At 68.8% G+C, this 13506-nt stretch carries 9 protein-coding genes; all 9 read left to right on the forward strand.

The window, feature by feature from the left end:
- Nucleotides 1-12 precede the first annotated feature (12 nt).
- The 9 genes from A9974_RS27045 (at nt 13) to A9974_RS27085 (ending at nt 13482) form a co-directional block, all read left to right on the forward strand.
- Entirely contained in the window at nt 13-2361 is a 2349-nt protein-coding gene (locus tag A9974_RS27045; protein WP_183007254.1) for an acyl-CoA dehydrogenase, read from the forward strand.
- Between the two features lie 16 nt (nt 2362-2377).
- Nucleotides 2378-3673, forward strand: a complete 1296-nt coding sequence (locus A9974_RS27050; RefSeq protein WP_183007255.1) for an acetyl-CoA C-acetyltransferase — start codon at nt 2378-2380, stop codon at nt 3671-3673.
- Nucleotides 3670-5652: a 3-hydroxyacyl-CoA dehydrogenase NAD-binding domain-containing protein gene (locus tag A9974_RS27055; RefSeq protein WP_183007256.1), complete on the forward strand. Its 1983-nt coding sequence runs from the start codon at nt 3670-3672 to the stop codon at nt 5650-5652. The genes A9974_RS27050 and A9974_RS27055 overlap by 4 nt, the downstream gene beginning before the upstream one ends.
- 60 nt (nt 5653-5712) lie before the next feature.
- The gene (locus tag A9974_RS27060) at nt 5713-7023 is read left to right on the forward strand and encodes an OmpP1/FadL family transporter (protein ID WP_183007257.1); all 1311 of its coding nucleotides are present in this window, start codon (nt 5713-5715) and stop codon (nt 7021-7023) included.
- A gap of 61 nt (nt 7024-7084) precedes the next feature.
- The gene (locus tag A9974_RS27065; protein ID WP_183007258.1) at nt 7085-9475 is read left to right on the forward strand and encodes a 3-hydroxyacyl-CoA dehydrogenase/enoyl-CoA hydratase family protein; all 2391 of its coding nucleotides are present in this window, start codon (nt 7085-7087) and stop codon (nt 9473-9475) included.
- 9 nt (nt 9476-9484) lie between these two features.
- Entirely contained in the window at nt 9485-10684 is a 1200-nt protein-coding gene (locus A9974_RS27070) for an acetyl-CoA C-acyltransferase (RefSeq protein WP_183007259.1), read from the forward strand.
- Nucleotides 10685-10688: 4 nt separating this feature from the next.
- Nucleotides 10689-11234: a DUF4442 domain-containing protein gene (locus A9974_RS27075; RefSeq protein ID WP_183007260.1), complete on the forward strand. Its 546-nt coding sequence runs from the start codon at nt 10689-10691 to the stop codon at nt 11232-11234.
- Nucleotides 11198-11791, forward strand: coding sequence for a chalcone isomerase family protein (locus A9974_RS27080; protein ID WP_183007261.1), 594 nt, complete (start codon nt 11198-11200; stop codon nt 11789-11791). Before A9974_RS27075 ends, A9974_RS27080 begins: the two co-directional genes overlap by 37 nt.
- A 2-nt stretch (nt 11792-11793) precedes the next feature.
- Nucleotides 11794-13482, forward strand: a complete 1689-nt coding sequence (locus tag A9974_RS27085) for an AMP-binding protein (protein ID WP_183007262.1) — start codon at nt 11794-11796, stop codon at nt 13480-13482.
- The last annotated feature ends 24 nt before the right edge of the window (nt 13483-13506 follow it).

The following is a 13506-nucleotide window of genomic DNA, read 5'->3' on the forward strand; positions in this document are numbered from 1 at the left end:
GGAGACAAGGAAATGAACGCAGTCATCGTCGCGCTGGTCGTCATCGCGCTCCTGGCCGCCGTGCTGCTGGGCGTGCGTCCGATCCGGCGCGCCTTGCTGTCGGCCCCGATCTTCAATCTCTACCGCAAGGTGCTGCCGCAGATGTCGGACACCGAGCGCGACGCGCTGGAGGCCGGCACGGTCTGGTGGGAAGGCGAACTGTTCCGCGGCCGCCCCGACTGGAGCCGCCTGCTGGCCTATCCGCGCCCGCGCCTGACTGACGAAGAGCAGCGCTTCCTGGACAACCAGGCCGAAGAGGCCTGCCGCATGGTCAACGACTGGAGCGTCACGCAAGAGCGCTTCGACCTGCCCGCCGAGGTCTGGACCTACCTCAAGCGCAACGGCTTTCTGGGCATGATCATTCCCAAGGAATACGGCGGCCTGGCCTTCTCGGCCTATGCCCATTCCGAAATCGTGACCAAGCTGTCGACCCGCTCGTCGGCGCTGGCGGTGTCGGTGATGGTGCCCAATTCGCTGGGGCCGGCCGAGCTGCTGCTGCACTACGGCACCGATGAACAGAAGAACCACTACCTGCCGCGTTTGGCGCGCGGCGACGAGGTGCCCGCCTTCGCGCTGACCAGCCCGTGGGCCGGCTCGGACGCCGCCGCCATTCCGGACAGCGGCATCGTCTGCAAAGGCGAATGGCAAGGCCGCGAAGTGATCGGCATGCGCGTCAGCTGGGACAAGCGCTACATCACGCTGGCGCCGGTCTGCACGCTGCTGGGCCTGGCCTTCCGCCTGTACGATCCCGACGGACTGCTGGGCAGCAAGAAAGACCTGGGCATCACCTGCGCGCTGGTGCCGCACGACCACCCGGGCGTGGACACCGGCCGCCGCCACTTCCCGCTGAACGCCATGTTCATGAACGGCCCCACCCGCGGGCAGGACGTGTTCATGCCGCTGGACTTCATCATCGGCGGTCCCGCCATGGCCGGCCAGGGCTGGCGCATGCTGATGGAATGCCTGGCCGCCGGCCGCTCGATCTCGCTGCCCTCGTCCAACACCGGCATGTCCAAGCTGACGGCGCGCGCCGTGGGCGCCTATGCCCGCGTGCGCAGCCAATTCCGCACCCCGGTCGGCAAGTTCGAAGGCGTGGAAGAAGCGCTGGCCCGCATCGGCGGCCACACCTACATGATGGACGCCGCCCGCAGCATGACCGCCGGCGCGGTCGACCTGGGCGAGAAGCCCTCGGTGGTGTCGGCCATCGTCAAATACCACGTCACCGAGCGCGCCCGCCAGGTGGTCAACGACGGCATGGACGTGATCGGCGGCAAGGGCATCTGCCTGGGGCCGTCCAACTTCCTGGGCCGCGCCTATCAGCAGATTCCCATCGGCATCACGGTGGAAGGCGCCAACATCCTGACGCGCAGCCTGATCATCTTCGGCCAGGGTGCGATCCGCTGCCATCCCTACGTGCTGGCCGAGATGCAGGCCGCGCAGTCGCCGGACCGCAAGCAGGGCCTGGACGATTTCGACCGCGCCTTCTGGGGCCATGTCGGTTTCGTGATGCGTAACAAGCTGCGCGCGCTGGGCACGTCCCTGACCGGCGGCCGCTGGGTCGGCGTCAACGCCGACGTAGCGCCCGAAATGAAGCGCTACTACCAGTTGCTCAGCCGCTATTCCGCCGCGTTCGCGCTGCTGGCCGATACCTCGATGCTGGTGCTGGGCGGCAGCCTGAAGCGCCGCGAGCGCCTCTCGGCGCGCCTGGGCGACATTCTGTCGCAGATGTACCTGGTCAGCGCCACGCTCAAGCGTTTTGAAGACGAAGGCCGCCAAAGCGCCGACGCGCCGCTGGCGCACTGGTCGATCCAGGACGCCCTGTTCCGGCTGCAGGAAGCCTTTGACGGCGTGCTGGAAAATTATCCGAACCGCCTGGTCGCATGGAGCCTGCGCCGCATCGTCTTCCCCTGGGGCCATCCGCAGGCCCTGCCGTCCGACCAATTGGGCCAGGAAGTGGCGCAACTGCTGATCAACCCGGGCGCCGCGCGCGACCGCCTGACCGCCGGCTGCCACCTGCCCGCCACCGCCGACGAGCCGGTGGGCGCGATCGAACAGGCCCTGGCCGCCACGTTGCAAGCCGAACCCATCGAAGCCAAGATCCGCGCCTTCGAGAAAAGCGGCGCGCTGGAAGGCAACCCGCAAGCCAACGTGCGCGACCTGGCCGACGCCGCCTTTGCGGCCGGCGGCATCACCGCCGAAGAATATGCGGTGGTCAAACGCCGCAACAGCTTGCGCGATGCGGTGGTGAAAGTGGATGATTTCCCCTTTGACTTCGGCATCACCGGCGCGGTCAAGCCGGCAGCCGAACGCAAAGCGGCCTGACCCAGGGAGGGATCGGATGGCATTCAAACCGGTATACGTGGTCGACGGCGCCCGCACGCCCTTCCTGAAGGCGCGCTCGGGCCCCGGCCCGTTTTCGGCCGGCGATCTGGCCGTGCAGGCCGGCCGCGGCCTGCTGCTGCGCCAACCCTACGCGCCCACCGACCTGGACGAGGTCATCGTGGGCTGCGCCGCACCCTCGGCCGACGAAGTCAACATCGGCCGCGTGATCGCGCTGCGGCTGGGCTGCGGCGACAAGGTGCCCGGCTGGACCGTGATGCGCAACTGCGCCTCGGGCATGCAGGCGCTGGACTCGGCCATCGCCAACATCCAGACCGGCCGCTCGCAATTGGTGCTGGCCGGCGGCGTCGACGCACTGTCGCGCGCGCCGGTGCTGTTTTCGGACAGCATGGTGCGCTGGCTGTCGGGCTGGTACGCCGCCCGCGGCGCGGGCGCCAAGCTGGCCGCGCTACGCCGCCTGCGCCTGCGCGACCTGGCGCCGGTCATCGGCCTGCTCAAGGGCCTGACGGATCCGGTGGTGGGCCTGTCCATGGGCCAGACCGCGGAAAACGTCGCCACCCGCTTCGGCATCAGCCGCCAGGCCATGGACGCCTATTCCGCGCAAAGCCACGCCCGCGCGCTGGCCGGCCGCGCCAGCGGCGCATTCGCCGAAATCGCGCCCCTGATCGACACGCAAGGCAAGCCCTACCCCGACGACGACGGCGTGCGCGAAGACTCCACGCCCGACAAACTGGCCAAGCTCAAGCCGGTGTTCGACAAGCCCTGGGGCAACATCACCGCCGGCAACAGCTCGCAGGTCACCGACGGCGCCGCCATGCTGGTGCTGGCCTCCGAAGCCGCCGTGCAGCGCTGGAACCTGCAACCGCTGGGCCGCATCCTGGACAGCCAATGGGCCGGCCTGGACCCCGCGCAGATGGGCCTGGGGCCGGTGCACGCGGCCACGCCCATCCTGCAGCGCCACGGCCTGGGCTTGAATGACCTGGACTTGTGGGAGATCAACGAGGCCTTCGCCGCCCAGGTGCTAGGCTGCCTGGCGGCCTGGCAGGACGACGCCTACTGCCAGGAACACTTCGGCACGCCCGCCTGGGGCGCGCTCGACCCCGCCCGCCTGAACGTGGACGGCGGCGCCATCGCCATCGGCCACCCGGTGGGCGCGTCCGGCGCCCGCATCGTGCTGCACCTGCTGGACGCGCTCAAGCGCCGCGGCGCCCGGCGCGGCATGGCCGCGATCTGCATCGGCGGCGGCATGGGCGGCGCGATGCTGGTAGAAACGTTGAACGAGGATCGCCAATGACCGCCCTGGAATCGCTTTCGCATTGGCGCCTGGAGCGCGAGGCCGACGGCTTGGCGTGGCTGACCTTCGACCGCGCCGGCAGCGCGGTCAATGCCTTGTCCGCCGACACCATGGCCGAGCTGGCCGTGGTGCTGGACGCACTGGATGCGCAGCCGCCCAAGGGCCTGGTGATCCGCTCGGGCAAATCGTCGGGCTTCATCGTGGGCGCCGACGTCAACGAATTCGCCGAACTCACCACGCCCGAGCAGGGCCGCGCCCTGGTGGCGCGCGGCTGGAACTTGTTCCACCGCCTTGCCGCGGTGCGCTACCCCACGCTCGCCCTGATCCAGGGCCACTGCCTGGGCGGCGGCCTGGAACTGGCGCTGGCCTGCCGCTACCGCCTGGTCGAGGACGCGCCCGGCGCGTCGCTGGCCCTGCCCGAAGTCATGCTGGGCATCTTCCCCGGCTGGGGCGGCATGCTGCGCCTGCCCCAAGTCATCGGCGCGCCGGCCGCGCTGGACATGATGCTGACCGGCCGCGGCGCCGACGCGCGCCGCGCGGCCTCGCTGGGCCTGGTCGATGCCCGCGTGCCCGCGCGCCTGCTGCTGGCCGCGGCGCGCGCCACCGTGCTGTCGGGCAAGCCGCCGCGCCGCGCGCGCGGCCTGGGCGCCTGGCTGAACCGCTGGCCGCTGAAAGCCGTGGCCGCCAACCGCGCCCGCAAGCAGATCGCCGCCAAAGACCCGCAGGTCCACTATCCCGCCGCGCCCGCCATCGTCGACATCTGGGAAAAGCACGGCGGCAACGCCCTGCAGGCGCCCGCGCTGATCGACGGCATCATCGCGTCGGACACCGCCCGCAACCTGCTGCGCGTGTTCCGCCTGCAAGAGCGCCTGAAGGCCAACGGCCGCCAGGCCGGCGTGCCGCCCGTGCGCCATGTGCACGTGGTCGGCGCCGGCGTCATGGGCGGCGACATCGCCGCCTGGTGCGCGCTCAAGGGCATGACGGTCACCCTGCAGGACCAGGACCTGGCCCGTATCGCCCCCGCCATCAAGCGCGCCGCCACCTTGTTCTCGCGCCGCCTGAAAGACCCGCGCGCCGCCCGCGCCGCGTTCGACCGCCTGGTGCCCGATCCGGCCGGCAGCGGCGTGCCGCTGGCCGACTTGGTAATCGAAGCCATCAGCGAACAGCCGGACGCCAAGCGCGGCCTGTACCAGACGCTGGAGCCGCGCATGAAGGCCGACGCGCTGCTGGCCACCAATACGTCCAGCCTGTCGCTCGAAACCTTGCGCACCGGGCTGGCGCGGCCCGAACGCCTGGTGGGCATCCACTTCTTCAACCCCGTGGCCAAGATGCCGCTGGTGGAAGTGGTGCACGCCGACGGCATCGCCGACGCCACGCTGGCGCGCGCCTGCGCCTTTGTCGGCCAGATCGGCAAGCTGGCCCTGCCCGTCAAGAGCGCGCCCGGCTTCCTGGTCAACGCGGTGCTGGCGCCCTACATGCTGCAGGCCATGCGCAGCGTGGACGACGGTCTGTCGCCCGCCGTGGTCGACGCCGCGATGGTGGCCTTCGGCATGCCGATGGGGCCGCTGGAACTGGCCGACACCGTCGGCCTGGACATTGCCCGCGCCGCGGGCCAGGAATTGGCCGGCGGCGCCGAACCGCCGCGCTGCCTGGCCGAACGGCTGGCGCGCGGCGACCTGGGCAAGAAAAGCGGCAGGGGCTTCTACACCTGGCGCGACGGCAAGCCGGTCAAGGACAAGGCGGGCGATGCGCGCGCGCCGGCCGGCCTGGCCGAGCGCCTGATCCAGCCCCTGATCGATGCCACCCGCGAGCGGGTCGAGTCCGGCGTGGTCGCCGACGCCGACCTGGCCGACGCGGGCGTGATTTTTGGAACCGGGTTCGCGCCATTCACGGGCGGGCCCTTGCATTACCAGCGCAGTCGCAGTTCGCAGCACAGCAGAGAAACGGCCAAGGAATCCATAAACCCCCAAGCCGAATAGACCGGGACACGAGACCGGCAGTGCCATAGACACACACATCCAACACGAGGAGGCAGTACCATGAGCAGACGTTCATTGTCCCTGAGCACCCTGTCCGCCCTGGTGGTCGGCCTGGGCGCAACCAGCGCCGCCCATGGCGCCGGCTTTCAGCTCCTGGAGCAGAATGCCAGCGGCCTGGGCAACGCTTACGCGGGATCGGCGGCAAATCCGGAAAACGCCAGCATCATCTACTACAACCCGGCAGGCATGACCTACCTGCCCGGCATCAACGTGTCGGGCGGGGTCAATCTGATCAAGCCCTCGTTCAAGTTCTCGGACAACGGCAATAGCCGCAATCCCACCGCGCTGGGCGGCACCCGCCCCACCGGCGGCGACGGCGGCGATGCTGGCAACCTGGGCGTCGTGCCCAACCTGTACGGCTCGTGGCAACTGAGCGACCAGTGGTTCATCGGCCTGGGCGTGGGCGCCCCGTTCGGCCTGATGACCGAGTACGACAAGGGCTGGGACGGCCAGTACCACTCGAACAAGTTCGAGATCAAGACCATCAACATCAATCCGTCGATCGCCTACAAGGTCAACGACAAGTTCTCGATGGGCTTTGGCGTGAACTGGCAGCACATCGACGCCACCTACAAGAAGAAGACCGTCGTGCCCGTGGCGCTGCCCGGCGGGCGCACCGTCTTCACCAACGGTGACGCCGACCTGAACCTGAAGGGCGACGCGTGGGGCTGGAACGTGGGCTTCATGCTGCAACCCACCGAAGACACCCGCATCGGCCTGTCGTACCGCTCCAAGATCAAGCACACCGCCAAGGGCGACACCGACATCGACAACATCGGCCCGACCGGCCAGTCGGTCTCGTTCGACGCCAAGGCCTCGGTCGACCTGCCTGACACCTTGATCCTCAGCGCTACCCACCAGCTCAACGAGAAATGGGAACTGCTTGGAGACATCTCGTGGACGGGCTGGAGCAGCATCCCCGACCTGAAGATCCGCAACTCCGGCACCGGCGCGCGCGATGACGACCTGCCGCTGAACTTCCGCGACACCTGGCGCATCGCCGTGGGTACGACGTATAAGTTCGCGCCCGACTGGAAGTGGAAGTTCGGCCTGGCCTACGACCAGTCCCCGGTCCACAAGGCCGAAGACCGCCCGACCTCGCTGCCCGACAACGACCGCTACTGGTTCTCGACGGGCGTGCAGTGGGCCGCCACCAAGAACACCACGATCGACCTGGGTTATACCTATCTGTACCTGCGCAAGACGGACATCGACACCACGTCCGGCAATCAGCTGACCAAGGGCCGCGTTGCGGGCACCTATGACAGCAGCGGCCATATCTTCGGCCTGCAACTGTCGTCCCGCTTCTAGCCTTGCCCCGGGCGGCGGGCGGGCCGGTCCCGCCTGCCGTCTGCATTTTCAGGAGACTTCCTTGAGCAAGTTCGTCGTCAAACACGTCGCCGTGCTGGGTGCCGGCGTCATGGGCGCGCAGATCGCCGCCCACCTGGCCAATGCCGGTGTGCCCGTCACGCTGTTCGATCTGGCCGCGCCCGAAGGCGACCGCAACGGCATCGTCAAGAAAGCGCTGGCCGGCCTGAAGAAACTCGAGCCCGCGCCGCTGGCCGGCGCCGCCCGCCTGGCCCTGATCACGCCCGCGAACTACGACGACCACCTGGAGCGCCTGCGCGGCTGCGACCTGATCATCGAGGCGATCGCCGAGCGCATGGACTGGAAGACGGCGCTGTACGAGCGCATCGCTTCGCACGTCGCCCCCGGCGCCATCATCGCGTCCAACACCTCCGGCCTGTCGATCGACGCGCTGGCCAACGCCCTGCCCGCCGGGCTGCGCGACCGCTTCTGCGGCATCCACTTCTTCAATCCGCCCCGCTACATGCGGCTGGTGGAAATCATCGCCACCTCGCACACCCAGCCGCCGGTGCTGGACCAGCTGGAAACCTGGCTGACGTCCACCCTGGGCAAGGGCGTCATCCGCGCGCTGGACACGCCCAACTTCGTGGCCAACCGGATCGGCGTGTTCTCGATCCTGGCCGCCGTCCACCACACCCAACGCCTGGGCCTGGGCTTTGACGAGGTCGACGCCCTGACCGGCCCCAAGATCGGCCGTCCCAAGAGCGCCACCTACCGCACCGCCGACGTGGTCGGGCTGGACACGCTGGCACACGTGATCGGCACCATGGACAAAGGCCTGCCGGACGACCCCTGGCACCGCTACTTCACGCTGCCGGCCTGGCTGTCGGCGCTGATCTCCAAGGGCGCGCTGGGCCAGAAAAGCGGCGCCGGCGTCTACCGCAAGGCCGGCCGCGAGATCCAGGTGCTGGACCTGAAAACGCAAGACTACCGGCCCAGCGACGGCAAGCTGGCCGACGAGGTCGCCGCCCTGCTCAAGGAACGCGATCCGGCCAAGCGCTTTGCCGCGCTGCGCGCCAGCAGCCATCCGCAGGCCCAGTTCCTCTGGAGCCTGTTCCGCGACATCTTCCACTACAGCGCCGTGCAGCTCGGCCAGGTCGCCGACAACGCGCGCGATCTGGACCTGGCCATGCGCTGGGGCTTCGGCTGGGCCCAAGGTCCGTTTGAAACCTGGCAGGCCGCGGGCTGGCAGGACATCGCCCGCGCCGTGGCCGACGACATCGAAGCTGGCCGCGCCATGAGCGACGCGCCGCTGCCGGCCTGGGCCCTGGAGCCCGACCGCAAAGGCGTGCACACGCCCCAAGGCTCGTACTCCGCCCGCACCGGCAGCCTGCACCCGCGTTCGACGCTGCCGGTATACCGGCGCCAGCTGTTCCCCGAGCGCGTCTTCGGCGAAGGCGCCGACGACCGTGGCGTCACCGTCTGGGAAAACGAAGGCGTGCGCCTGTGGAACCTGCCCGACGTGGATGCCGGCATCGCCATCCTGTCGGTCACGTCCAAGAACCACACCCTGGGCGCCGAAGTGCTCGAAGGCATCCTGCAATCCGTGGCCCGCGCCGAACGCGACTTCGACGGCCTGGTGATCTGGCACGACGCGCCCTTCGCGGTGGGCGCCAATCTGCAGCAGGTGTCGGAGGCCTGCGCGGCGGGCCAATGGGAGATGCTGGAAGCCACCGTCGAGAAATTCCAGCGCACCTCGCAGGCGTTCAAGTACGCGCAGATTCCCACCGTGGCGGCCGTGCAAGGCATGGCGCTGGGCGGCGGCTGCGAATTCCTGATGCACGCCTCGCACCGCGTGCTGGCGCTCGAAAGCTACATCGGCCTGGTCGAAGCCGGCGTCGGCCTGATCCCCGCCGGCGGCGGCAGCAAGGAATTCGCTGGCCGCGCCGCGGCGCTGGCGGCCAAGACGGCCACGCCCACGGAAGTCTTCCCCTACTTGCAGCCGGTGTTCCAGACCATCGCCATGGCGCAGGTCGCCAAGAGTGCGCGCGAGGCCGTCGACGCTGGCTTTGCCCGCGAACACGACATCGTGCTGTTCCACCCTGGCGAGCTGCTGTTCGTGGCCATCGGCCAGGCGCGCGCCGCGGCCACCGCCGGGTACGTGCCGCCGCCGCGCCTGCAGAACATTCCGGTGGCGGGCCGCAACGGCATCGCCAATTTCGAGATGGTGCTGGTGAACATGCGCGAAGGCGGCATGATCAGCGCCCACGACTACCGGGTGGCGCGCAGCGCGGCCGTGGCCCTGTGCGGCGGCGAAGTCGAGACCGGCGCCAAGGTGGACGAGGAATGGCTGCTGGCCGTCGAACGCAAGGAATTCGTGGCGCTGCTGCGCACGCCTGAAACCCAGGCCCGCATCCGCCATACCCTGGACACCGGCAAGCCCCTGCGCAATTGAGGAACTGACATGAGCAAGCAGATTCAAGAGGCCTATATCGTCGCCGCGACGCGCCTGCCGGTGGGCAAGCGCAACGGCGTCTATGCCACCACCCGGCCCGACGACATGCTGGCCGCCGTCCTGCGGGGCGTGCTGGCCCAGACGCCCTGGCTGGACCCGGCGCGCATCGACGACGTCATCACCGGCTGCGCCATGCCGGAAGCCGAGCAAGGCATGAACGTCGCGCGCATCGGCCTGTTGCTGGCCGGCCTGCCGCAAAGCGTGGCCGGCGTCACCGTCAACCGCTTCTGCGCCTCGGGCCTGCAGGCGGTGGCCGATGCCGCCGCCCGCATCCGCACCGGCGAAGCCGACATCATGATCGGCTCGGGCACCGAGTCCATGAGCGCCATGCCGCAGATCATGGGCAACAAGGTATCGCTGAACCCGTCCATCTTCTCGCACCCCGAGAACATCGGCATGGCCTTCGGCATGGGCCTGACCGGTGAAAAGGTCGCCGAGCAATGGAAGGTGTCGCGCGAAGACCAGGACGCCTTCGCGCTGGCCTCGCAACAGAAGGCCAACGCAGCCATCGCCGCCGGCCACTTCCGCGCCGAGACCACGCCGTTCGAAGTGGTAACGCGCCTGCCGGGCGGCTCCGACGGCAACCTGCGCGAAACCCGTCGCCTGGTCGAGGTAGACGAAGGTCCGCGCCCGGACAGTTCCGCCGAAGGGCTGGCGCGCCTGAAGCCGGTGTTCGCCGCGCGCGGCAGCGTCACCGCCGGCAACAGCTCGCAGATGTCCGACGGCGCCGCCGCCGTGGTGCTGGTGTCCGAACGCGTGCTGCGCGAGTTCAACCTCAGCCCGCTGGCGCGCTTCGTGGCTTTTTCCGTCGCCGGCGTGCCGCCGGAAATCATGGGCATCGGCCCCATGGCCGCCATTCCGAAGGTGCTGACCCGCGCCGGCATCCGCCAGGAAGACCTGGACTGGATCGAACTGAACGAGGCCTTCGCCGCCCAGTCGCTGGCGGTGATCCGGGAACTGAAGCTCGATCCCGCCAAGATCAACCCGCTGGGCGGCGCCATCGCGCTGGGCCATCCGCTGGGCGCCACCGGCGCGATCCGTACCGCCACCCTGACCCACGGCCTGCGCCGCACGGGCGGCAAGTACGGCTTGGTGACCATGTGCATCGGCACCGGCATGGGCGCGGCCGGTCTGTTCGAGGCCCTGTGACGCGGTGAAGCCCTATTGGTTCAAACGCCTGTCGCCGGCCTGGCGCGCACGCCTGATGCGGGTGGGATTCAACCTGCATCCGGCATTTCGCGCCACCGGCGGCCGGGTGTTGCACGTGTCGCAGGATTTTCAGCACATCCGCATCAAGCTGCCGCTGCTGCGGCGCACGCGCAACATTGTGGGATCCATGTACGGCGGCTCGCTGTTCGCGGTGACCGACGGCGCCCACCCCACCATGCTGATGTCCGCGCTGGGCGCGGACCACATCGTGTGGGACAAGGCGGCGTCCATCCGCTACCGCAAGCCCGCCTACACCACGCTGTATGTGGACTTCCGGCTGCCGCCGGGAGAAATCGCGGAAATACGCAGGATTCTTGCGCAGGACCATGAGACCACCCGGACCTACACCGTGGAATTGAAGGACAAGGACGGCGTCGTCTACGCCGTCGTGGAACGCACGATCTACATCGCCGACAAGAAGTACTACAAGCAGAAAACGACTGGAGGAGACACATGCGTTGCATCTCTGGAGGGCGAACCGCCGCCCTGAGCCTTATCCTGGCCGCCTGCCTGGCAGGCGCCCCGGCGCTGGCCGCCGACATGGAAGTGGCCGGCGTGCGCGTGCCGGAGCAATTGTCCGAAGGCGGCCACACGCTGGTGCTGAACGGCGCCGGCCTGCGCACCAAGTTCGTGGTCAAGGTCTACGTCGCGGCGCTGTACGCCAGCGCCCGGAGCCAGGACGCCGCGGCCTTGATCAACAGCAACGAGCCGCGCCGCATGCGGCTGCAGCTCTTGCGCGATGTCGACAGCAAGAGCCTGGACGCCGCGCTGCAGGACGGCTTGCGCGACAATACCCATAAAGCGGAACGCGCCGCCCTGCAGGCGCACGCCGACCGCCTGTCCGCCCTGATGGCCGAGATCGGCTCGGCCCGCGAAGGCGATGTGATCGACCTGGACTTCGACGCTCGCGGCGTCACCGTCACCGACAACGGCAAGCAGCGCGGCCGCATCGACGACCCGGCCTTTGCCCGCGCCCTGCTGCGGGTCTGGCTGGGCGACAACCCGGCGCAGTCTTCCCTGAAAAAAGCCCTACTGGGAACCCCGTAAAGATGGAACCAATCTGGCAAAAGAGCTACCCCCCAGGCGTGCCGGCGCAGATCGAGCTGGATCCGGCCGCCACGCTGGTCTCTATCGCGCGGGACAGCTGCCGGCAGTATGCCGACAAGACGGCGTACCTCAGCATGGGCAAATCGCTGACCTACCGCGAACTGGACCAGTTGACCCGCGACTTCGCCGCCTGGCTGCACGCCAACGGCCTGGGCCGCGGCGACCGCGTCGCGCTGATGATGCCCAACTTGCTGCAATATCCGATCTGCCTGTTCGGCGCGCTGCGCGCCGGCTGCGTCGTGGTCAACTGCAACCCGCTGTACACCGCCCACGAACTGGAACACCAGCTGGCCGACTCCGGCGCCCGCGCCATTGTGGTGGCCGACAACTTCGCGGCCACCGTGCAAAAGGCCCTGCCCAAGAGCGCCGTCGAATGCGTGCTGGTCACCTCCATCGGCGAACTGCTGGGGCCCGTCAAGGGCCGGCTGGTCGACTTCATGGTGCGCCGTGTAAAACGCATGGTGCCGGCCTGGTCGATCCCCGGAGCGCAGCGCCTGGGGCGCGCCCTGCGCGCGGGACGCGTTGCGCCGTTCAGCGAAGTGCCGTTGACGCAACGCGATCTGGCCTGCCTGCAATACACAGGCGGCACCACCGGCGTGGCCAAGGCCGCCATGCTGACCCACGGCAACCTGGCCGCCAACGTCACCCAGGCGCACACCTGGATCCGCCCCTGGGTGAGGGAAGGCCAGGAGTGCATCGTCACCGCGCTGCCGCTCTACCATATCTTCGCGCTCACGGCGAACTGCCTGACCTTCATGAAGATCGGCGCCAGCAACCTGCTCATCATCAATCCGCGCGACATCCCCGGCCTGATCAAGGAGATGTCCAGGGTGCCCGTCAGTGCCTTCACCGGCGTGAACACGCTCTTTAACGCCTTGCTGAACCACCCGGATTTCGCGAAGCTGGATTTCTCGCACTGGCGCATGACGCTGGGCGGCGGCATGGCGGTGCAGCGTGCCGTGGCGGACCGCTGGCTGGCCGTTACCGGCAAGTCGCTGGCGCAAGCCTACGGCCTGACCGAGACGTCGCCCGCCGTGACCATCAATCCGCTGGACGTGCAGACCTTCACCGGCTCCATCGGCCTGCCGGTGTCGTCCACCGAGATCTCCATCCGCAACGACGAGGGCCAGGAACAGGGCGTGGGCGAGGCGGGCGAAATCTGCGTGCGGGGGCCGCAGGTCACCCAGGGCTATTGGAACCGCCCCGACGAAACCGCGCTGGTGATGACCCCCGACGGCTTTCTGCGCACGGGCGACATCGGCTATGTCGACGAGGCCGGCTACGTCTTCCTGATCGACCGCAAGAAAGACATGATCCTGGTGTCCGGCTTCAACGTCTATCCCAACGAGGTCGAGGACGCCGCCGCGCTGCACCCCGGCGTGCGCGAGGTCGCCGCCATCGGCGTGCCGGACGAACGCTCCGGCGAAGCGGTCAAGCTGTACGTGATCCGCAAGGATCCCAACCTGGACGCCGAAACCCTGATCGCGCATTGCCGCACGCAGCTCACCGGCTACAAGGTGCCGCGCTACGTCGAGTTCCGCGACGAACTGCCGCGCACCAACGTGGGCAAGATCCTGCGGCGCGAGCTCAAGCCGGCGGCCGCGCCGCAGAAGGACACGGCCGGCGCCTGAGCCGGCCGGGACGCGTCGCGGGCG

Origin of the sequence: Achromobacter sp. UMC71 (genome assembly GCF_014170305.1) — a bacterium.
Classification (GTDB): domain Bacteria; phylum Pseudomonadota; class Gammaproteobacteria; order Burkholderiales; family Burkholderiaceae_B; genus Achromobacter.

Excerpts from the sequence above, each read along its gene's own strand:
- A9974_RS27045 (WP_183007254.1), top strand. The coding sequence starts at position 13 with ATGAACGCAGTCATCGTCGCGCTGGTCGTCATCGCGCTCCTGGCCGCC.
- A9974_RS27050 (WP_183007255.1), top strand. The coding sequence starts at position 2,378 with ATGGCATTCAAACCGGTATACGTGGTCGACGGCGCCCGCACGCCCTTC.
- A9974_RS27055 (WP_183007256.1), top strand. The coding sequence starts at position 3,670 with ATGACCGCCCTGGAATCGCTTTCGCATTGGCGCCTGGAGCGCGAGGCC.
- A9974_RS27060 (WP_183007257.1), top strand. The coding sequence starts at position 5,713 with ATGAGCAGACGTTCATTGTCCCTGAGCACCCTGTCCGCCCTGGTGGTC.
- A9974_RS27070 (WP_183007259.1), top strand. The coding sequence starts at position 9,485 with ATGAGCAAGCAGATTCAAGAGGCCTATATCGTCGCCGCGACGCGCCTG.
- A9974_RS27080 (WP_183007261.1), top strand. The coding sequence starts at position 11,198 with ATGCGTTGCATCTCTGGAGGGCGAACCGCCGCCCTGAGCCTTATCCTG.
- A9974_RS27085 (WP_183007262.1), top strand. The coding sequence starts at position 11,794 with ATGGAACCAATCTGGCAAAAGAGCTACCCCCCAGGCGTGCCGGCGCAG.